This is a genomic window from Oceanobacillus caeni (genome assembly GCF_019037185.1).
GTDB lineage: Bacteria > Bacillota > Bacilli > Bacillales > Amphibacillaceae > Oceanobacillus > Oceanobacillus caeni.
In genome coordinates, this window is record NZ_JAHHXM010000046.1 from 1 (window position 1) to 22784 (window position 22784).

The 22784-nt window shown below is 33.7% G+C and carries 17 protein-coding genes, 1 rRNA gene, 2 pseudogenes and 1 riboswitch; of the genes and pseudogenes, 11 read left to right on the forward strand and 9 right to left on the reverse strand.

What is annotated here, in order from left to right; genetic code table 11:
• Positions 1–61: ribosomal RNA gene (locus KM885_RS16190) — 16S ribosomal RNA — on the reverse strand; the annotation flags it as partial.
• 478 nt (positions 62–539) lie between these two features.
• Here KM885_RS16190 and KM885_RS16195 point away from each other — a divergent pair.
• From KM885_RS16195 to KM885_RS16215, 5 genes are all read left to right on the forward strand, one after another.
• The gene (locus KM885_RS16195) at positions 540–1271 is read left to right on the forward strand and encodes an ABC transporter ATP-binding protein (protein WP_216884256.1); all 732 of its coding nucleotides are present in this window, start codon (positions 540–542) and stop codon (positions 1269–1271) included.
• Positions 1268–2029: an ABC transporter permease gene (locus KM885_RS16200; RefSeq protein ID WP_216884257.1), complete on the forward strand. Its 762-nt coding sequence runs from the start codon at positions 1268–1270 to the stop codon at positions 2027–2029. Before KM885_RS16195 ends, KM885_RS16200 begins: the two co-directional genes overlap by 4 nt.
• Before the next feature lie 138 nt (positions 2030–2167).
• On the forward strand, positions 2168–2602 hold the full coding sequence (locus KM885_RS16205; RefSeq protein WP_216884258.1) for a MarR family winged helix-turn-helix transcriptional regulator: 435 nt from the start codon (positions 2168–2170) through the stop codon (positions 2600–2602).
• A gap of 382 nt (positions 2603–2984) precedes the next feature.
• Positions 2985–3029, forward strand: a riboswitch (PreQ1 riboswitch).
• Between the two features lie 6 nt (positions 3030–3035).
• Positions 3036–3521 carry a QueT transporter family protein gene (locus tag KM885_RS16210; protein ID WP_047184531.1) on the forward strand — a complete coding sequence of 162 codons (486 nt, stop codon included), beginning with the start codon at positions 3036–3038 and terminating at the stop codon, positions 3519–3521.
• 144 nt (positions 3522–3665) lie between these two features.
• Positions 3666–4433, forward strand: a complete 768-nt coding sequence (locus KM885_RS16215; RefSeq protein ID WP_216884259.1) for a DUF3891 family protein — start codon at positions 3666–3668, stop codon at positions 4431–4433.
• A 30-nt stretch (positions 4434–4463) separates the two neighbouring features.
• Here KM885_RS16215 and KM885_RS16220 read toward each other — a convergent pair whose 3' ends face one another.
• Together KM885_RS16220 and yfkAB are read right to left on the reverse strand one after the other, a co-directional pair.
• Positions 4464–5558: a mechanosensitive ion channel family protein gene (locus tag KM885_RS16220; RefSeq protein ID WP_047184529.1), complete on the reverse strand. Its 1095-nt coding sequence runs from the start codon at positions 5556–5558 to the stop codon at positions 4464–4466.
• A gap of 110 nt (positions 5559–5668) precedes the next feature.
• Entirely contained in the window at positions 5669–6799 is a 1131-nt protein-coding gene (gene yfkAB / locus KM885_RS16225; protein ID WP_047184528.1) for a radical SAM/CxCxxxxC motif protein YfkAB, read from the reverse strand.
• 131 nt (positions 6800–6930) lie between these two features.
• Between yfkAB and KM885_RS16230 the strand changes: the two are divergent.
• Both KM885_RS16230 and lnu(G) read left to right on the forward strand, forming a co-directional pair.
• A pseudogene (locus tag KM885_RS16230) lies at positions 6931–7632 on the forward strand (catalase); the annotation flags it as partial.
• A gap of 797 nt (positions 7633–8429) precedes the next feature.
• On the forward strand, positions 8430–9233 hold the full coding sequence (gene lnu(G), locus KM885_RS16235) for a lincosamide nucleotidyltransferase Lnu(G) (RefSeq protein ID WP_216884260.1): 804 nt from the start codon (positions 8430–8432) through the stop codon (positions 9231–9233).
• Positions 9234–9420: 187 nt separating this feature from the next.
• Here lnu(G) and KM885_RS16240 read toward each other — a convergent pair whose 3' ends face one another.
• From KM885_RS16240 to KM885_RS16255, 4 genes are read right to left on the reverse strand one after another with little or no spacing between them, the layout of a single operon-like run.
• Positions 9421–10107, reverse strand: a complete 687-nt coding sequence (locus KM885_RS16240; RefSeq protein ID WP_216884261.1) for a hypothetical protein — start codon at positions 10105–10107, stop codon at positions 9421–9423.
• Positions 10100–11728, reverse strand: coding sequence for a site-specific integrase (locus KM885_RS16245; RefSeq protein WP_216884262.1), 1629 nt, complete (start codon positions 11726–11728; stop codon positions 10100–10102). Before KM885_RS16245 ends, KM885_RS16240 begins: the two co-directional genes overlap by 8 nt.
• A 24-nt stretch (positions 11729–11752) precedes the next feature.
• Positions 11753–14854 (reverse strand): helix-turn-helix domain-containing protein, encoded by a 3102-nt coding sequence (locus tag KM885_RS16250; protein WP_216884263.1) that lies wholly within the window; start codon positions 14852–14854, stop codon positions 11753–11755.
• A gap of 18 nt (positions 14855–14872) precedes the next feature.
• Positions 14873–16117, reverse strand: a complete 1245-nt coding sequence (locus KM885_RS16255; RefSeq protein ID WP_216884264.1) for a hypothetical protein — start codon at positions 16115–16117, stop codon at positions 14873–14875.
• A gap of 186 nt (positions 16118–16303) precedes the next feature.
• Here KM885_RS16255 and KM885_RS16260 point away from each other — a divergent pair.
• A pseudogene (locus tag KM885_RS16260) lies at positions 16304–17248 on the forward strand (catalase); the annotation flags it as partial.
• Between the two features lie 50 nt (positions 17249–17298).
• Here the strand turns inward: KM885_RS16260 and KM885_RS16265 are convergent.
• A complete protein-coding gene (locus KM885_RS16265; protein WP_216884265.1) occupies positions 17299–18477 on the reverse strand; it encodes a trans-sulfuration enzyme family protein in 1179 nt (392 codons plus the stop codon).
• A gap of 192 nt (positions 18478–18669) precedes the next feature.
• A complete protein-coding gene (locus KM885_RS16270; RefSeq protein ID WP_216884269.1) occupies positions 18670–19866 on the reverse strand; it encodes an ornithine--oxo-acid transaminase in 1197 nt (398 codons plus the stop codon).
• 364 nt (positions 19867–20230) lie between these two features.
• On the opposite strand from KM885_RS16270, the gene KM885_RS16275 reads away from it, so the two are divergent.
• From KM885_RS16275 to KM885_RS16285, 3 genes are read left to right on the forward strand one after another with little or no spacing between them, the layout of a single operon-like run.
• Complete coding sequence (locus KM885_RS16275) at positions 20231–20992, forward strand: GTP cyclohydrolase II (RefSeq protein WP_216884266.1); 762 nt, start codon at positions 20231–20233, stop codon at positions 20990–20992.
• The gene (gene ribD, locus KM885_RS16280) at positions 20985–22076 is read left to right on the forward strand and encodes a bifunctional diaminohydroxyphosphoribosylaminopyrimidine deaminase/5-amino-6-(5-phosphoribosylamino)uracil reductase RibD (RefSeq protein WP_216884267.1); all 1092 of its coding nucleotides are present in this window, start codon (positions 20985–20987) and stop codon (positions 22074–22076) included. Before KM885_RS16275 ends, ribD begins: the two co-directional genes overlap by 8 nt.
• A gap of 14 nt (positions 22077–22090) precedes the next feature.
• The gene (locus KM885_RS16285; RefSeq protein WP_216884268.1) at positions 22091–22657 is read left to right on the forward strand and encodes a 5' nucleotidase, NT5C type; all 567 of its coding nucleotides are present in this window, start codon (positions 22091–22093) and stop codon (positions 22655–22657) included.
• Positions 22658–22784: the final 127 nt, after the last annotated feature.

Here is a 22784-nt window from a genome sequence, read left to right on the forward strand (position 1 = left end):
CTTGCATGTATTAGGCACGCCGCCAGCGTTCGTCCTGAGCCAAGATCAAACTCTCCAAAAAAGTTTGTTTAGAATTAGCATAATTAATTCTATCTCTTAGCTTTTAGAAGTGTTACCTTCTATTTTTAAAAGAAAACGAGTTTCTTTTATCTTAACATACTGGTTGTTTGTTCAGTTTTCAAAGAGCAATTAATTTCTCACTGCTTGTTTAAAGCACCTTTATTAATATAACATAGTTACCGTTCGTTGTCAACAATTATTTTTAATCGCCTTTTCAACAGCAACTTTTACATTATATCAACCACTGGAATCTATGTCAACTTTTTTAAAAGTTATTTTTTAAAAGAAGCTAACTTTGATAACAGTAAAATTTATATTACTATTCTCTAACCAAAAAGTCAACACTTTTATTTCATATCTTTATATAATTTCATTAAACACGATACAAGAAGCTGATTATGCATATTTATAGAATGCTAAAGGAAAATATTGAATAATAGAAGGGGTTTAAAAATTTGTTTATAAGGAAGGTAAATATAATGACAACTGAATTTGAGCCAATTATTACATTTAAAAACGTTACATTTTCTGATCGTAATGTTCCTATAATAAAAAATATTTCCGGCTCGTTTGCCAAAGGTAAAATAACAACACTAGTGGGCCCTTCTGGTGCAGGTAAGACAACTTTATTTCGATTATGTAATGGACTTATTTCTCCTGACTCGGGACAAATAATAATAAATGACAAACCTATTGATGAGTATGATCCAATAATATTACGTCGCAAAATCGGACTTGCGTTGCAAAGTGCTACAATGCTAAGTGGATCGGTATATAAAAACCTTTCATTACCACTTACTTTAAAAGGCGAAACATTACCTGAAGATGATGCAAAAGAATTATTAGAAGATGTATCACTAGGAAAAGACTTCTTAAATCGGAATATTAATGATCTATCTGGAGGACAGAAGCAAAAAGTTTCTATCGCTCGTACATTAGTAAATCGTCCTAAGGTTCTCTTATTAGATGAAATCACTTCTTCTCTTGATCGTATATCTCAACACGACATTGAAGAATTAATACAAAAGATAAACCAAAAATACGGAACAACAATTGTTTGGATTACGCATAATTTAGACCAAGCCTTGACCATTGGTGACTATTCATGGGTTATGATAGCTGGTGAGGTCCTTGAAACAGGCAAGAGTGAATTTTTAAATAACCCGAAAGATGAAAGAGTAAAACGTTTTATAAAGGGAGACTTAGAATGAGTTATTTAACATTGACATTAGCACTAATTTTTGTATTAATTCCCATCATCCTATCTAAAACATTACATTTAGATTTAGAAAAGGATACAATTATCGCAACAGTTCGTTCTATTATTCAATTACTTATTGTCGGATATGTATTACAATTTGTCTTTGCATCAGAAGAGTATATTTTTATCATTTTAATGATTGTCTTAATGATTGGTGCAGCAACACAAAACGCCAGGAAAAAGGGAGCATCAATAAAAGGGATTACTTGGAAGCTTATTATTACTTTTATTTTTATAGAAATACTTACTCAAGCAATCTTACTAGGATTCCAAATAACTCCACCTACCGCTCAGTATATTATACCGATAAGCGGAATGGTCGTTGGAAATTCGATGGTTCTTGCCATTTTATTCCTTAATCGGTTTACTGCTGAAGTAGAAGCGCGGCAAGATGAAACAGAGCTCATCTTATCCTTAGGTGGGACACCGAAACAAGCAATCCATACTCCCTTAGTTACTTCTATTAAAGCTAGTACGATTCCTACTATTGAAAGCCAAAAAACAATCGGCCTAGTCCAATTACCTGGAATGATGAGTGGACAAATCATTGCAGGGGCAGATCCAGTACAAGCTGTCCAATTCCAACTACTTGTCCTATTTTTACTATTAACAACTGCAATCGTCACAAGCATATTCCTAGGGTTCTTATCCTATCCAGCTCTTTTCAATGATAAAATGCAAATGATGAAGATCAGAGATGAAAAATAAATAGAGCGTGAATCTAATTTTAGATTCACGCTCTATTGCGTTTAATTGACAGATGTCTCTCTATTTTGTATATTATACTTAATTAAAAATTTCTTAATTAAGTATACAGGTATTAATAATATCAAAGGAGAATTTATTATGTCAGAGAATTTATCGCTAAAGGCTTTCGTTGTCTTGCTAAAAGCTAATAAGACGTTGGCGGAATTAATTAAAAAGGATATAAGCAGTCATGGAATGCGGACATCTGATTTTACTGTATTAGAAGCATTATACCATAAAGGCAAACAGACTATTAAACAAATTACACAATCCGTATTGATCAATACAGGTTCCATAACGTATGTTATCGATAAATTAGAAAAAAAAGGACTACTAGAAAGAACTCCATGCAAAGATGACCGCCGTGTAGTTTATATTCAATTAACAGATCAAGGAATTAAACTAATGGAAGAAATCTTCCCGCTTCATCAACAAGTCATCGAAAACGTGTTTGAAGGTGTTACAGATGAAGAAAAGAAAATAGTAATAGATGTATTAAAGCGCGTCGGCAAGAAAAGTGAACAACTAAAATAAACAGGGAAAGACGATGAGATATATTTTCCAAAAAGGGTCAGATACTTCTAAAACTCTATTACTCCTTCATGGTATAGGTAGAACAGAATAAGACCTATTGATTGTCGATAAAGAATACTTCCATCAGTGGGATCCTCTTTCATCCTCCACTGATGGTTAGTCGCACTGATATCTTAAACATGAGTACTGATATCCCAAGCACGAGTACTTATCGGACCTATACAGGCAGTCAATCTCCCAAATACCTTGTTTGTTTCCCCAGAAGCTTGAACCGGAAGTCTTACTGCCCGTTTAGGCTGGAAAAAAACTAATACTTAAAGATTACTAATATTTCCATTGTGAATGATTATAAATTTTGCTATGATATATTCTATTGTATTAAAAATCCGTGGTTCGAAAGCCTCCCACGTAAAAAAACTAAGGAGAGATGGAAATGAATATAAAAACGTTAACTGCAAATGGCGTTTTGGCTGCAATGTATATAGCTGTATCAGCACTTATACAACCATTTGGCTTTACGAATGTCCAATTTCGTGTACCTGAGATGTTTAATCATCTCGTCGTATTTAATAAGAAGTTCTTTTTCGGTATTATATTTGGTGTATTTTTAACCAATCTATTTTTCTCACCAATGCGACTGTATGATATTGTATTTGGTGTCGCGCATTCGGCAATATCTTTAGGACTTATTATTCTACTTTCTAAATACACGAAAAACACGCTACTTTTACTAGCAGCCAATGCAATCATTTTCAGTTTTAACATGTTCATTGTCGCATTAGAATTATACTTAGCATTGGGATTACCTTTCCTATTTTCTTGGGTAACTACAGCCATTGGAGAAATCGTTGTTTTGGCTATTGGTATTCCAATTATGTATACTTTAAATAAACAAGTACATTTTGATAAAATCATATAAAGAAGATTTCCGTCATTGGGAGTCTTACTACCCGTTTAGATAGGATAAAGGGATATACCATAATAAAAAACTTCACGATTAACTTACTAATTCGTGAAGTTTTTTTATATACTTACATAATATTTATACAAGGAGGCGCTAGTTATGATTGTTAGAGAAGAAACAGATCATTTTATAATGATTGAGCAAGACAACCATGCCATTGTATCTGGTGAATTAATAAAGCATTGGAAAAAAGAACTATTATTAAGTAACACGCTTATGGATTCGGTTGTAACAGCAATCACACTTCATGACTATGGTTGGAAGTACTTTGATAAGCAACCAGTATGGAATGATCAGCTAAAAGCACCGTATGATTTTACGAGTTACCCCTTAGCTCCGAAGACCATCATTTATATACACGGAATAAATGAAGTTGAAAAAATAGATACGTATGCAGCCTTATTATGTAGTATGCATTATACAAACTTTATGACCCAAGAATCTTCTCTATACGCAGATTCCTTTGTGGCACAAGAACGAAAAAGACAACAGGAAATCATTCACTCGATGAAAGATTTTGATGAGAACTTATTTGACTTCCATTATGAATTACTAAAGTTTACAGATAGTCTCTCCCTGTTCTTTTGTATAAATAAACCCGGTGTTAAAAAGGAGGAATTCCATTTCTTTTATAAAAACGGAATTCCAGTACCCTCTATTGATAAAGGGAATAGCCAGATTCTTTGGCCGGAATGGAAGGCGGACAATACGATTTATATGGATCCATTTCCATTTGAAACCGAGCTAACTATAAAAATTAAGCAGAAGAAAGTGGCTAAGGATTTAATTACGAAACATGGCATAGTAAAAAGCTATGAGAACACACCATGCGAAATATTAGATTTGAAACTATTATCTAAAGAGTAAAGAAGGAGTCCCCATGAACTCCTTCTTTACTTAAGACTCTTGTCTAACTTGCAATAGATGCTCTGAATCATCGGACGAATCGTTCTCTATATATAGTTTTCTTGTAGGGTAAGCAAATTCCGCTCCTTCTTCTCTTACAATATCAAGAATTTGGTAATTTATTTCCTCTTTCACTTTTAAATACTCTCCCCAGACTGTTGTCTTCGTAAAGAAATACAAAAGAATGTCCAAACTACTTTCCTTATACTCATCAAACCTTACAAATATGGTTTCTTGATGAATATCTGGGTGATTTTTTAATAGATTTTCGATTCGTTGTATAATGGATTCCATTTTTTCTCTTGATGTTTCATAATCTAACGAAAGATTAAAAGTAATTCGGCGTTTATTCATTTTACTCCAGTTTGTGATTGACTCATTTGCTAATTGATTATTAGGAACAGAAACCAACGCATCTGCAAAAGTTCGTATTTTTGTACTACGGAAGGAAATATCTTCTACTGTTCCCTCTACACTCGGTGTCAATATCCAATCCCCAATCGTAAAAGGCTTCTCAGAAATAATAACAATTCCACCAAGGAAATTAGCTAAAGCATCTTTAGCAGCTAAAGAGATTGCCAGTCCACCTAACCCAAGCCCAGCTATAAGTCCTTCAATACTATAACCAAATTGCTGAAGGATAATTGTAGCGGCAATCGCGACAATAATAAACTGTAATGTTCTAGATAATAATGGTATTAATATCTCATCTATGTTAATATCTGTTTTTTCATTAATTTTCCTAAATAAATTGGATGACGATGAGGATAAACTAACTAATCCCCAAGTGACAAGAACTATGAATGCCGCACTAATAAATTTATTTAAGACACTTCCATGGATATACGGATAGTACGAAATAGCAAAATAAAAACCTAACAACGTAAAAAACCATTCCATAGGTTTTTGAAATGCAAGGAATATATTAGACAAAGCATTAATCTTCGTCTTTCTTACAATTCTCATGACGATTCTAAAAACATACTTCGTGAATAATTTCCTGAATAAAATAAATAACAGGAAGATACCTATAGCTATTCCTAATTCCATTAAATGACTATATGATATAAAGTGCTCCCAAGTCATATATGTTTATTACCTCCTAGGATTAATAGCAATATCATAACATATACCCCCGGATTCCGTCATAAGGAAAATAACCTATAGGATCTTCTTAGAAATTATTCTCACTTCTTCTATGATCGGCTTATCTTTGCTTCCCTCTTTGTAAAATCAACGTCTTTATAGTAGGCATTTTTAACTAAAATGTTAGGGCCCAAACATTTTACTGCGGGACAATGGCAATTTAAACTTTTTGCCGTTTTTGTTCCCATCCATCTTTTATAAGCTTCTGGTAAGGTTGTATTTTGTATATTACCTAAGGATGGTTCATCATCTCCAAAATCCGTAACAATGATCTCACCCGTAAAAATATTTACGTTCAACCTTGACCTTCCATCCGGATCATTGCGTAAAGAAACATTTTCTTCTTTATACAATCTTTCAAGTAGTGCTAAATCTTCTTGATTTGAACTACAAGCATAGAATGGTAATGTTCCAAACAACATCCACATGTCTTTATTCCGATGATCTAATAAACGTTTAATCCCTGTTCGAATTTCATCTAAACTTAAGATTTCTAGATTACTAGCAAAATCAACTGGATACATTGGATGAATTTCATGACGACCACAGCCCATCTCATTTACATGATCATGGATTTGTTCTAAGTAAGGAAAGGTTCGTTTATTTAGCATAGTTTCCGCTGCAACCAGAACCCCTTCATTAGCCAAACGTTTAGAGTTTTCCACCATTCGTTCGAAGTATTTTTTCCGATTATCCAATGAAGGCTTCCGTTCCATTAATGCAAATCCTGTTTCCGCAAATTCATCTTCCGTGCCCCAATTATGGGATATATGTAAAACATCTAAATATGGAATAATCTCTTCATAGCGATTGTATGGCAATGTTAAGTTAGAATTTATTTGTGTTTTCACACCTCTACTAGAAGCATAAGACAATAACGGCACCACATAGTTTCTAACCGATTTCTTATTCATCATCGGTTCCCCGCCCGTAATACTTAACGTACGAAGATGCGGTATTTCATCAAGTCTTTTTATTAGTAAATCGATTGGTAGTGCATCAGGATCACTTGGTCGTAGTGTATATCCTACTGCACAGTGTGCACAGCGCATATTACACATAACTGTTGTAGTGAATTCAATATTAGATAAAGTCATTTCACCGAATTCTTCTACATCCATATATGCTTCCCACGGATCATTAGCAGGTGATATATGCTGTTTCTTCTTCGTTGTTTCCATTTTATCTTCCCCTTTTCGTTAACTATTCCTCTATTGTAACACCATATGAATAACCTTCGAAAAATATAGGTTAATTTAGTGTTTTTAGGAAAATATAAAAACGTCAAATTCAATATTTACAGAAAAGAGGAATTAACTTGGAAAACGGACATTCATCTAATAACGAAACGAATATAGAGAATGATGACACGCTTACAACAAGACAAGGCCATCCTGTCACCAATAACCAAAACATTAGAACAGTAGGAAATAGAGGGCCTGCTACTTTAGAAAACTACGATTTTATAGAAAAAATCAGTCATTTCGATCGTGAAAAGGTTCCAGAACGAATTGTACACGCACGTGGTGCTGGTGCATATGGTTATTTTGAAACATATGGAACAGTCGGTGATGAACCCGTATCGAAATATACAAGAGCAAAGGTTTTCCAAGAAAAAGGAAAACAGACCCCCGTTTTCGTAAGATTTTCAACGGTAGTAAATGGTAAGGATTCTCCTGAAACCGTCCGCGACCCACGTGGCTTTGCAATTAAATTTTACACGGAAGATGGTAACTGGGATTTAGTAGGAAATAATTTAAAAATCTTCTTTATCCGTGATGCCATGAAATTCCCGGATATGATCCATGCTTTTCGACCAGATCCAGTAACGAACCTTCAAGATCCAGAACGCTTTTTTGACTTTTGTGCAAACTCACCGGAAAGCTTCCATATGGTTACGTTTGTATATTCTCCATGGGGAATTCCAGCAAACTATCGCATGATGCAAGGCTCCGGTGTTAATACGTATAAATGGGTTAATAAAGAAGGAAAAGCTGTATTAGTTAAATACCACCACGTATCTTAATAAACTAATATGTACATAAATTATTAGTTACTTGTTTTTGATGAAAAATATAAGGACTTTGAATATTTTATAAGTGTACATAATTAGTTTGTTGTACATAATTATTCTATTTAACTTTAATTATGTACATAAATTCGTAGTTTTATTAAAATTTATAATTTGTGGAGATACATTTTATTGTGTAGATTTGGTTTACTGGATGGTTTATGAACTTATTATGGTTATTATTGAGGCATATTTAATATTGGATGACTTGAGTGGAAGTGATGGCTAATTTAACTTATGCTATTCCATAAACTACATAAATTGTAATGTTTTAATTCTCAGAGAGTTATATAATATGGAAGTATTGAATATTGCAGATGAATTGAGCCATTTGTGCGGAGTTTTGAGCCAATCATTGCAGAAAATGAGCAACCTTTTGCGGAAGAGAGAGCAACTAATAAAATCACATAACACAATACGTATTTTTGATTGTTAGTTACTACAACTTGAACTTTGAACTTTGAAGTGTTAAAATTAATATACTATTAATCGAAAGGAGAGATGGGTGGACAATGAAGAACTAATCTAATTTTTAACAATTGAAATAGTATATTTCATTTTAAAACTTAGGATTAGTCTGCCCATTTTTCCATATACTAAATAAATGTAAGACTTAATAGCTAAAAAGGCTAAATAGTCTTATTTGAGTATCGTAAAAAGTTACATGACTAATCCTTCCAACATTATTTGGGAGGATTTTTTATTCTCCCTGAATCAAAATAAAGAAAGAAGGAATCGAATTGTTAAAACAAAAAGAACTAATGGCAAGGGTTAAGGAACTTGTCCAGTCAGATGAACGAATATCTGCTTGTATGATGTATGGCTCTTTTACAAAAGGAGAGGGAGATCGATACTCTGATATAGAATATTATGTTTTTCTGAAAGATGATACAATTTCCACCTTTGATTCAGCAAAATGGCTAAATGAAGTCGCTTCCTACACTTTACTCTATCAAAATGAGTACGGTACGGAAGTAGTAATTTTTGAAAATCTAATACGTGGTGAGTTTCATTTCCTTTCCGAAAACAAAATGAATATTATTCCTTCATTCAAAGAATCAGGCTACATTCCTGACACAAAAGCAATGTTTATTTATGATGAAACAGGACAACTAGAGTTGTATTTATCAGAGTTGGAAGGTCCGGGACCAAATAGACTTACAGAAGAAAACGTAAATTTTTTATTGAATAATTTTTCCAACCTATGGTTAATGGGGATTAATGTTCTTAAAAGAGGGGAAAATGCACGTTCACTGGAACTTTTATCTCAATTACAAAAAAATATACTACAACTCATTCGAATTGCTGAAGAAAATGCCGATAATTGGTTTAATATGACAAAGAATCTTGAAAAAGAAATTAGTCCTGAAAACTATGAAAAGTTTAAAAAGACTACTGCCCGATTAAATGAATTAGAACTATATGAAGCCTATAAGAATTCTTTGCTTCTCGTTATGGAACTTCGAAATCTCGTTGAAAAACAGTATCAGTTAACCGTTAGCAATGATTTTTTCGAAAAACTGTTACATTATATGAATAAATAGAAAAAACTTATTGTGCTAACAGGTGCTTTAACACAACAAGAAATACAATTAAAGAGCCTAAAAATATGCAAGGTTTTATGCGTTTATTGTATATTTAGGCTCTTTTTCCATCTATATAACATACTGCCTTAAAAAGCATTTTTCTATTGCTAAATACAATTCAACTAATGGAATTACTAAAATTTTGTTAGTTATTATCCTTATCAAAAAGATTACTAAATCTTGATTTGAATTTATCAGCCTTTTTTTCTTTACCTGCGTCATCTGTATTTGTTATAACTTTTTCGAATTTCTTATTTAGATTAGATAAATCGGTGTCTTCTTCGTTATTTTTGAAGTTAATTATCTTATTTGATATATTCATTTCTTGTCTTTTTTCTACAAATGTACTAGAAACAACCACATTTTTATAAGCCTTTTCATAGAACTCTGCTTTATTTTTATAACTTTGCATTTGCTCCTTTAATTTAGTTAAAGTTTCGCTTGTTTTTCCCTCATCTTCCGCCTTCTTTTTGTATTCTTGAAGCTCATTATAAACTTCGTAGAAGAGCATTTCTATTTCATGAAGTTCTTCTATTAATCTAGGTTCATTTCCTCTCCATTTCTCAAAGAGAAGGTCAATATTAGGAAAATAAACAGTATCACGATCAGTAAGCTCTAATGGCCGTATGATGGGGCTGTTTAACTCTTTAATATAATCTGCTATTCTTCTGCTAAAGGTATTTCTACTAATTCCTGTATGCTTCTCTAATAAATTATATGTTAGCTTACCACCACTTATTTTATTGTACTTTACATCCAATGCAATGTCTTTTAGTTGTTCGTCAGTATATTGTTGAGGTTTCCCCGGTTTACCTCTACTATTTTTACTCATTCTGGTATTGCTCCTTTAGTAGTTTTAAGTCCAATGTAACTTTGTAGTCCATATACTGTTGTAATTTCTTTGATGTTCTTTTTATCTCATTGGAATTGTTAGTATTAGTTTCTTTTGATGTTGAACTGTTTAATATTTTTAATACATCTATTTGTTCTTCCATTTTTTTATCTATATGTATTGAATAATCTTCTAACCATCCCAGCCCCTCTTCATATTGGTCAATTGTAGGTTTAAATATGTAAAAATTACATTCACGGCAATCATCAGCACAATTGCTTGGGAAAGTATTTGAAATATCCATACAAAAGCCATATCTAACAGGTCTATATTTAGAAGTGTCCTTGTCTTCATACTTTAAACCTCTATCATAAGCCTTACGTCGATATCCAAAGAACCCACCATTAAACTTGGATTCTATATTATGTTCTATTGTTCTAGTCGAAAAGAGGTGGTAAGTATAGCATTTAGTTAGTTCTTCTATATGACCGTAATAATTAGCTGGCTCAGATAAGGTACTATGACCAGCCATTCTTGCTATGGATAGCATATTAAAGCCTTGTAGGAACATATTAATTATTGCAAAATGTCTTGTGTCTCCGGGCTTAATTTTTTGTATATTAACAGTGTTGTACATCCCTTCAACAATGTTAATATAAAAATCTCTTAATAACTCACCAAACTGTTGAGGACTGTATCTTTCATAATCATTTTCACTAAGCTTATGAGTGTATTTATATAGATCTTGAGGAATTAAAAATTGACTTGTTGTACCTATATTTAATTGTTCGAGCTTTAGTTGATATTCCCTAATAAATTTATAAATATTTTGATTGATTTGTAGTTCTTGTTCCCAAACCTCCTGCTCGGCATTATCACTTTGTTTTTTAGAACGTGTCACTATTATCCAATATGTGCCATCATTCCTGACGCTTAAACAGTTTTTCTTTAATCTCAATAACTCATTTGGGCGCATTGGTATTATATTTGTAATATACCACCATAACTCAATAGGGTAATATTTTAATCTATCTATGTTACTAATGCTAGAATTTGTATAGTTATTCATAACATCATCAAACTGAAAGACATCAAAGAAAGGGGGGAGGCTTCTGTTTTCAACTTTAGGAGGTTGATATAATGATAACTTTTCTAGAAATGAATCCTTTAATGGAAAGTCATAAAAACTAGAAAATTTGATGATTGCTGCTTTTACTTGAATAAAAGAAGTCTTATTAGCTTCTTCACGTAAATGACTTTCAAACTTGTCTACATTCATTAACCCTTCAGTTTTCCAGATTAATTCACTAATATGACTAGAAACGTGTCTAATACTAGAGGGGGCATGCCCAGTAGACCTTAACATCAGGATAAATCCCTTTAATGCTAAATTTAACTCTCTATAAACCTCTAATTCGAAACTGACCTTAGTATCTACAACCCCAGTATCGTCTTTAAAGTGCCATATTTTCGAATCGAAATCCTTTGCTTTAAGGTATCCGGAGCTTTTAAGTGTATTAAAAGTTTCTTTAAATGATTCTGTATCAAGACTGTCATAGGTAACATTCTTAACAAATGATAGTTTTAATGATCCAAAATCTATAGTTTTTTTGATTTCCATTATGCATTTATCCTTTATAGATTATTATGGGTTTAATTGAAGTTGTTCTTCTGGTGTAATAAGATAATCCCCAATACTGTTTATTAGTGTTGATATTTCTTTGGTGCTAATAAATGTTTCTACTTTTTCCTTTCCAAGATATTCAACTGATTCATTTAAGAATAATAGCAGGTTCCAAATAAATCTTGACTCTCTAATCCTTATAGCATCAAATTCGCTTTGCTCGCTTAATATTTGAACCCTAGAACGTAACTCGTTAGCTATTTTAAGAAGTATCATTTGCTGTGGGATAAAATACTCACAACCAAAACAAGTCCTCCTTTTCTTATATATACACTTTGGATAAATTAAACACTGACCTTCTTTTTCCTTTGAAGGCATCTCTAATTTATAGATTTTATATAATAGGTGAAGTAATTCCTCTTCAGGTAATTTAGAGAGTCTAATTGCTATTGATTCACGACTCCTTGATTGATCTAATAAAAACTTGCTCCATTTTTCCAATGAAAGAGGGGATAAAGAATCCTTACTTTGAGATATGAGATTCGTTCTATCCTCTAGAGAATGTTGTTCTTGGCCTTTTATGGTTAATTTAATTAAATAATTATACATCCATCCAAAATGCCCTCTATTAAAAAGATTTAATGATACTCTATTTATTGAACCATCACTATTTGTAGCCTCTACATATATGGCTGTAGTTTCTTTCTGCTTATGCGATCTTGCTCTTCCTGTCATATCTAAGGCCAATGAAGAATCTTCACCGTCTTCTTCTAAAATATGATGGAATATATATACACTAGTAGACCTATTCATTACCAGACTCTTAAAATTTAATAAGTTTTCATTGCCATTAAAGAACTTCATATGATGTTCTCTACCACTTGTCGCAATATATTGCCCCCTATATCCAGATAAAAAAGTGCTTAGTAATAGTGCCTTATGGTTCTGTGTATGGGCAAATTTCCTGCGATGTAATTCAGATATGACCATAGATGTTGCAAAACACTCCAATAATTCAGGGTCCAAATAAAAACGAAGTAGTTCTTTATTTTTGTGGGCTATCAAATTTTCCAGCTTTAAATAAACATCATTAACAATTATTTGAGCTTGGGGAGTGCTTAACCTGCCGCCCTTGAAAAAATCAAAAGAATTAACGCCTATTAATTCAATATCAACTGAAGGCATTTCGTAGATAATGTCGTTAGCTCTCCAAATGTTTGTTAAATGCATAATTACGAAAACCCACATATTTGCATAGTAGCGACTTTTTATTGCCTTTTTAGTATGAAGGTCAATGTTTTGAACATATGTGTAGTACTCTTGGAATATTTCAGGTCTATAAATTTCTTTTTCCTCTTTAGTTTTGTCTTTATTAACCCCTGATCTGTCATCCTTGAGTGTAATTTCTTTTACAATTCCTTTTTTTGCTAGGCTAAAATTGTAATAATTTACAAACTCCTTTTTAAGTCTTTTTTGATATATATCTTCCTCAACAATGATACCTAATTCACTTTCAGTAAGTTCATAGATTTCCTTGTTTTTTAATATCCCTATTAAACTTTCATATAAATTTTTTGCATTGAGAAAAATATCATGTAATGTTCTAGGTCTTCCCTGAGATGTTACAATCTTATCAATTGCCCAACTAACATATAGTTCATGCGAATCTAAAGGAATTCTAATAGTGGTTCTAAAAAAGTTCTCCATGTTTTTAAGTGCTACATCTTTTGTGTATTCACTTGTTTTTAAATTATAGTTTTCTTGGTATGCACTTGCCTCGTTTAATGGAATATACCACTTACCGTCTTTTTTCTCGGCCTTTATTTCTTTGGTTCTTATTCTGCGAAGAATAAAATGTTTACCTACTCCTAGTTCTTTAGCTAAATCTGCAGGTGAGATAAAATCAGACGTATCATTTTCCTTTAAGAACTCTTCAATTGATGTAATAGGGATTTTATATTGATTTTTATATTTTTTTACACCTTTGAATTTCCCTTTCTTACATTTCTCGGTTATTTGTACCCTACTTAAATTAAGTCTTTCAGCTGCCTCATTTGTACTTAAATAACCTTCTTCTGTAAAAGAGTCCTCATCCATATGTAGATTTGTTAACTTAACACGATTTTTAATAACTTCAACATTTTCTTTGTCGTAAAAGTAGCCTTTATATGAGTTATGTACAACAACTCCTTCAATTTCCCCCTTTTTCCTAAGATGTAGAAGGAAGTGCTTAAATTTTTGTTTATCTAATTCAAAGCCTTCGCTATTTAATTGTTCTAGTATTTGACTGGAGGAAAAAAGTGAATCATAAGTATCGGAGTATTGGGCTTGGTATTCCACTATTGATTCTTTTGGGATCATATAATTTATTTTATAAAGCTGGGCATTTTTAATATATCCCTCTCTTATAAGCTTTGTTACATGATGTCTCTTCTTACCTAATAATTGAGCAACTTCATTAGTTGTTAAAAAATTATTTTGTTTAAAGTATTCTTCGTTCAAATGTAAGTTTCTTGATTTAATCTCATTCACAATGAATTTTACAGTATTAGAATCGTAATAATAATCGCCACCATCGATTAATTTTTGGCCAGTTATTTTTTTCTGTGTTCTAAAACTAGTTAGGAGACGATGAAACTCAACTTCATCCATTGTTAGTCCTTTTGTATCCAATGTTTTTAATATATCTTCTTCTGAAAAAAGCCCTTGCGGAATTTTTACCTTATGTTTTTCTCGGTATTCTTCAATTGCTGATCTAGCTATCATATAGCGATCTATATAAAAAAGTGCATCTAAAAGTCCATTCCTACATAAACCATTTATATAGCTCGTGTTAACTTCAAGAATTTCTGCAGCTTCTTTGGTAGTTATGTAGTTATTTTGTGCAAAATACTCCTTATCTCTATGTAAATTACGTTCTCTTATTTCCTTCTCAATGTAATTTAAACAACTAGTTTCATATAGATATTCGCGAGAATTAGCACACTTTACTCCTTCAATTCTACCGCCTGCTCTCAGATTCACTAATAACCGCTGAAAGGTCCTTTTATCCATTTTCAGACCCTTATTTTCCATTTCCTCCCATATTTCTAATGTTGTCATTAAATAAGGGGAATTAGCCATATTGACACCACCTGTATCCTAACTTTTTGTTTCATTTCTCTTTATTAAACGTGGGATATATTCGCTATGCATGGTAGAAATCTTATTACTCATTAAATCTCTATATCTACTAGTAGCAACCATATAATCTAATGAAGACAAAAGACTTGCATCGCCTCTTAGAAAGGCAAGATCGTAAGGATTTGTAACTTCATCTGCCAGCAGGTTTGTAAAGGTTCCTCTTCCTATATGTGCATTCCAACTAAGTCTTTCTAATGAGTTTGCAACTAGTTTATCTTGAGGTTTTCCGTATTTCTTTAAGAACGAAATGAATGCTTTTTTTACCTTATTAAAATGTTGATAATAACTAGCATAAGTCATTGCCTTTCCTGATTGATTAACAAATAAAGCACCTGATCCATCTTTTGGCTTATATAAACTACAATGGTCTCTAAATAAGATATTGCCCCAATCGTGTATTTGGAAAATCATTTGGTCTCTTTTCTTTTTCACATAATTGCCTCCGGAGGCGTTTTTAATATCAGTTCTAAAGTTTTGGTTTTTTAACTTTACTAAAAAATCTCCACTATTAACTCTTCTAAGCATTTGCGTCCTTTTAATGTTTACAACCTCAGAAGTACGTAGTCCACCGAATATTTGTAAATAGATACCTAAAGCAATTGGGCTAGCTTCAATTATTGCTATCTCTAAAAAAAGAGGGATATACCGTAAAGGAATTAAGTGTCCATTTGATTTCGGCTTGTAATTTGGATACCTCACATTTTTAAAAGGAGACTCTAAATAAGTTCCAAACAAACCTTCCTTTTTGACAAAACTATTAGGGGAGATATGTTTAAGCACATTCTTTTTTGAAAGCCATAAATAAAAGTATTTTAAAGTTCGTTCATAACGTTGAACTGTCTCCCTTGATACCGTAGTGCCTATAAAACTATTAAGAAAATATGTACCATGTTCCAATTTAAGATCTGATAGATTGCTTATTTTATACTTCCTTCTATTTTCTAGAATCCAATTTAAGAATTTAACAACATTGCTACAATGTCTTCTTTGGGTGTTATACTCTTTATTCCACCAATGTTCAACAATGAAGTCAGATAAATTATCAATAATTTCAACTTCTTGTATAGTATCCCTTAACCCAATTAAACAGAATTGCTTTTGAACATTTTTATTGTTAATAACCGCCCAGTCAATATAGACAGGGATTGGTGTAAATTTTATGTTTAATGAATTTTCGTTTAAATAAATAATATTTTCGCTCATGTTAACCCCCTTTAATTATGTACAATTATTCGTACTATTTTATTAAACTGTCCCCCTCATATTTAATTTTAATTGATTCATCTTTTATGTACAATAATAAATATACTAATATTTGTATTAACCTTATAATATCAATAGTTATATATCTTATATAACTGATGTTTATGTACAATTCTTTAATGTACAATATTATTAAGATACCATTGGGAACCAAAACAGGGGATTAAAAACTTAACTGTAAAAGAGGCTGAAAAGATTCAAGGGAAAAATTTCAGTCACGCAACACAAGATTTATATGAAGCAATTGAACGAGGAGAGTATCCAGAATGGGAGCTTTTTGTTCAAATTATGGAGGACGGCCCACATCCTGAATTAGATTTCGATCCACTAGATGATACGAAACTTTGGCCAGAAGACCAATTCCCTTGGTTACCAGTTGGAAAAATGGTATTAAACAAAAACCCAGAAAACTTTCACACTGAGGTGGAACAAGCAGCTTTTGGTACCGGCGTCCTTGTTGATGGACTTGACTTTTCTGATGATAAGATGTTACAAGGAAGAACGTTCTCTTATTCCGATACACAGCGTTATCGAATAGGTGCAAACTACCTTCAATTACCAATAAATGCTGCGAAAAAGCGCGTCGCAACAAACCAGGAAGGTGGTCAACTAAGATATGAAGATGACAAGGCTCCTGGTCAAAACCCACATGTTAATTATGAACCGTCCATTTTAGGAGGTTTACAAGAGGCGAAACAATTAGGGAAAGAACATACACCGAAAGTAGAAGGAAATCTAGTCCGCGAATCGATTGACCGGAACGATAATACAAAACAAGCAGGTGAAACCTATCGCCGCTTCGAGCAATGGGAGAAAGATGAATTAATTAACAACCTTGTTAATGACCTATCTATCTGTGACAAACGTATTCAAGATAAAATGATCGCATTAGCGGAAGATGCCGATGAAGAATATGGACGTCGTTTAAGAGAAGGTATAGCTGAAAAGACAAAAGAAATGGCTAACCATACAATGGAAATAGGAGAAGAATTACGGCCACTTGGGGCAGAAGACGCTCATCAGGCAGTGAAGGATGCCGTTGAAAAGGGACGTGACGCGGAACCTTATTGATTTTTTTACAGCCGGTATTCGAGATTAAAAACGAATACCGGCTTGTCTATTTATACCTCCTGTAATGCTTGAAGGACATCTTTTTTCAAGTCTTCAATATGTTCCAAACCAACAGAGAATCGAACAAAATTGGCAGGGATACCTGCTGTTTTCATTTGCTCCTCATTTAATGCCCCTTCCCACATGGCTGCAGTATGCACAACTAAGGATTCCACTCCACCTAAACTTACTGCATGTTGTGTAAGATTTAACGAAGAAACAAATTTTTGCGTTTCTTTATAGCCACCTTTAACGGAAAAGGCAATCACTGCTCCATAGCCATTCATTTGCGACTTAGCTAGTTCATGTTGTGGGTGACTTTCCAATCCAGGATAAAATACTTCCTCTACCTTGTCCTGTTCTTCTAAAAATGCAGCTAATGCAAGCGCATTCTCATTAATACGCTCCATTCTTATTGGGAATGTACGAAGGCCTCTTAATAGTAGCCAAGCATCCATCGGGGATAATACAGATCCAATCGCTGTATGGGTGCTCCAAATCTTCTCTGCAAGCTCATTACTTGTACAAACGACACCTGCCACAATGTCATGATGCCCACCTAAATACTTTGTTGCACTATGTACGATGATATCCACACCATAATCATGCGGTCGTTGATTTAGTGGAGAAGCAAAGGTATTATCCGCCATCACTAAAATATCATGTTGCTTAGCCAGACTAGCCACCGCCTCTAAATCTGTCACAATTAGCGTTGGATTAGCCGGTGTTTCAATTAAAATTAATTTTGTATTAGGGCGAATCGCCTTCTCAAATTCCTGAACATCGGTTTGTTCTACAACGGTAACCTCTATCCCGAATTTCGTTAGCATCTCATCCAATATTTTAGCTGTACCCATATAATGTCGCGTTTGAGCAACAACATGGTCACCCGCTTGAAGTAATGCTAAGAGTGTAGTTGAAATAGCTCCCATACCTGACCCTGTCACAAGCGCCGTTTCCGTTCCTTCTAAATCCGCCATAATTTCAATCACACGGTCATGAACTGGGTTACCATAACGCGTATAATACTTGGAATGTCTAGGAGTATTCGCCATTTCCGCAAATTCCGCCGCATCTTTTGCCATAAACGTTGCAGAATAATAAATGGCCGGTGAAGCCGTCCCTTCCTTTTCACTCCATTCTTTATCAGCATGTAATACTAACGTTTCATTTTTATCATATGTATTCATATTAATCCCCTTTTCCGCTCACCTTTTCACAAATAATTGTTATAGATTTAAAGATTCTGTTAATTAATTATACCATTTTAAACATATAAAGAACACTAGATACTTTCAATTAATTAAAGTTTTCCCGTATGGTTACTTGAATTACTATGAAATAAAAAGAAACAAAATATTGAAGGGAAATCCCTCCAATATTTACATAGATAGTACTTTTTTTATTTTATCTATTGCGAAGTCAAGCTCTTCTTTTTTTATAATAAGAGGTGGGGCTAAGCGGATAACAAATTCATGAGTTTCCTTACATAGCAATCCCTCTTCCTTTAAAGCTTCACAATATTTTCTTGCTGACTCTGTTAATTCAATACCAATAAAAAGTCCTCTTCCCCGAACTTCTCTGATAATAGGATTTTTTATTTGTTTCAATTTATCTTTAAAATAATCACCTAGTTTTAAAGATTGATCTACCAAGTTTTCTTCTTTAATCACTTCAAGTGCGGCTATAGACACGGCGCAAGCTAAAGGATTTCCCCCAAATGTCGAACCATGTGAACCTGGATTAAATACTCCCAAAATATCTTTATTTGCTGCGATACAAGAAATTGGAAAAACACCACCACCTAATGCCTTACCTAATATATACATATCAGGTTGGACATTTTCCCAATCACAAGCAAACCATTTACCAGTTCTTCCAAGCCCAGCCTGAATTTCATCTGCAATGAATAAGACATTTCTTTCTTTGCAAATTTCATAAGCCTCTCTCAAGAAGCCATCTGGCGGAATTCTAATACCCGCCTCCCCTTGAATGGGTTCTAATAGAAAAGCTGCCGTATTCTCTGTGATTGCTTCCTTTAACGATTTAGAATCTCCATATGGGATTAATTTAATTCCAGGTAACATGGGACCAAAGCCACGTTTATATTCACCTTCTGAGGATAACGATACTGCAGTCATTGTACGGCCATGGAAATTACCTTCACAAGCAATAATTTCCGCTTTACCATCCGTAACACCTTTTACCTCATACGCCCACCGTCTTGCCGCTTTAATCGCAGTTTCTACTGCTTCTACACCAGTATTCATGGAAAGTACTTGATCTTTCTTAGTTAACCGAGAAACGGCCTCATTCCAAGGGCCGAGTTGATCATTGTGAAAGGCCCTTGAAGTTAAGGTAACTTTATCTGCCTGTTTTTTTAAGGCCTCCACTATTTTCGGATGCCGATGTCCCTGATTCACTGCTGAATATGCACTTAACATATCCAAATATTTTCTTCCTTCTGGGTCCTTCACCCAAACACCTTCCGCTTCGGAAACTACAATAGGAAGTGGGTGATAGTTATTCGCACCGTATTTCTCCGTTTGTTGAATAATTTCGATTGATTTTTGGCTCATCAAAAATCAATCCCCCTTTCCTTAGAAAACTTGGCATTCGAGATATCAGTGGTCATGACCAGGATATCAGCATTCATCCCCAGATATCGGCAATCACGGCCAAAATATCAGCAGTCTCCCCCCAAATATCAGTATTCACACACAGATATCAGCAATCACCCTCTACAACAGGTCGGTGAACGCCCAAGTTCACTTATGCAGGATAAGAAGTATACTCTTATCCGTCAAAAATAAATCGCTTCATTATTCATTCATATTTCTTAATCAACACATTCATTCTTCCTTTTTATAAGAAAATAAAATTGATGAACCTCTCCTTTTTAACTATACTAAGTAAAAGGAGTTACGAAAAGGAGTGGAAACCATGGGAAATATCAAATTAAAATCTGAAGTATTTTCGATTTTAAAAGATAAAATTAAACTAATCCAAACGGAAGAAGATCGTGCCATTTACTTAGTAGGGCCAATTCGCCTTCCGGTTAACTTATATAATGAAACAGTCGAATTCCAATGGTATTGTTGGTTAAATTATGATGAGGTAACGGAGGATTATGAACGTATCATTGAAAATCTTTCGTCATCCAATCTTGCAGAATATCAACAATCAAGTGTACTTGTCTATGGAGACTTCAAAAATGCAGATGATGCGTTAATTCGTATGCATTCGATTTGTCATACTGGTGATATTTTTGGAAGTAAACGTTGTGATTGTGGATTTCAACTAAAACAATCGATGAAAAAAATAAAAGAACATGGAGTCGGTGCTATATTTTACCTAGCTAATCATGAAGGTAGAGGTATTGGTTTATTTTCCAAAGCTATGGCCTATTTATTACAAGAGAACGGCTATGATACGGTAGAAGCTAATGAAAGCCTTGGCTTTGTGAATGACTCTAGAAACTATAATGATGCTATTCAAGTTCTAAAGGCGTTACGTGATAAGCCAGTAACATTAATTACCAACAACCCTAAAAAACTCGAAGCATTAAAGGATGCTGGGCTTCTACTTTCAGGTAGAGTTCCATTATGGGGAGATGTATCAGAGTTTAACAAAGAATATTTAAAAACGAAGATTGAGAAATCCGGTCACTTGCGAGATGAGGAAGGGACTTGTAGTAATGATTAATGATGAATTCTATATGGATTTAGCTTTAAACAATGCAAAAGCAATGAAAGGACAAACCGACCCTAATCCATTAGTAGGTTCGGTTATTGTCAATGATAACCGTATAGTTGGAGTTGGGACTCATCTAAAGGCTGGAGAGCCACATGCTGAGATTCATGCACTACGAATGGCTGGGGAAAAAGCAAAAGGGGCAACGATTTATGTCACGTTGGAGCCTTGTTCCCATCATGGAAGAACTGGCCCATGTGCAGAGGCTATTGTCAAGGCAGGAATTAAGAAAGCTGTGATTGCAACGTTAGACCCCAACCCAATCGTCGCTGGTAATGGTGTACAAATACTAAAGGATGCGGGAATCGAGGTTAAAGTCGGTATTCGGGAAAAAGAATCGAATAAAATGAACGAAGTCTTTAATAAATATATTACCGAACAAAAGCCATTTATTACCTTAAAAGCAGGTATAACATTAGATGGTAAGGTAGCAACCCATACATTTAGCAGTAAATGGATAACTTCTAAAGAATCTAGAGAAGATGTGCATCAGCTAAGAAGCGAAAATATGGCAATATTAGTTGGCATCCATACAGCATTAAAAGACGACCCTGCCTTAACCTCAAGAATCCCAAACGGAAGGAATCCTTTACGAATCGTCATGGATTCCCGGTTAAGATTACCACTTGATTATCAATTAGTAACGGATAAACAAGCTCCAACATGGATTTTCACAAGTAAACACTACGATGAAGAAAAGAAAAAGCAATTGGAAAAATTAGGTGTCAGGGTAATTGTAACAAAATCTGAAAACTCCGTTGACCCTGTAGAAGTGGTGAACACCTTGGGTAAAGAGGGTATCTCCTCCCTAATAATCGAAGGCGGCGGGAATATCCACGCCTCTTTCTTAAAGAAGAAACTAATTGATAAAGTAATTTTATATATTGCCCCTAAGCTAGTCGGTGGAAAAGATGCTCCGACATTTTTAGAGGGGAAAGGCATTGAACTGATGAAGGATGCCATAGAGCTTACAGACACCGGTATTACTACGATTGGTAACGACTTTAAATTCGTAGGCTATCCATCATTTAAATAAGAAGAGGGATCCATATGCGATTTGGTTTTGATATTGATGACACATTAATCAACTTACGTGAACATGCATTTCATATTTACAATAAGAAATTAAATCAGAAATTAGATTCATCGGTATTTCAAAGTATTAAGCGAGTGGAAATTCATGAACCCTTTGGGCTAACAGACGAAGAGGGAACAAAAATGTGGAATGATACATTAGAAGAGATCTACTATACAGACTGCCCTTCTTTCCCCGGTGCCAAAGAAACCTTAAATCAATTACATCAAGATGGTCATTCCATCTTCTATATTACAGCAAGGCCTAAAGAACATGGAGAGCGAACAAAAGAATGGATGATAAATCAAGGCTTCCCTATTAAAGATGATCACTTTTTCTACGGAATGAAAGATGAAGAGAAAATCCATACGATTAAAAAATTACATCTCGATTTTTACGTTGACGATAAACCGACTATATTACAAACACTTGCCAACGAAGAGCCGAAACTATTACTTAAAGATCAACCATATAATCAACAAGAAAAACATTTTACGAGAATGGTAGATTGGGCTGATTTTTTTAAACTAATTAATATTTAATCACGCTATACTAAATTTCTAGTATAGCTTTTCTTTTCCAAACAGAAATATATCTATGTGTAAAATAGTTCTCGGGGATTTGAAACAAAATTCTAGAAAAAAAAGAAAAGGCGCTCTATCATAAATG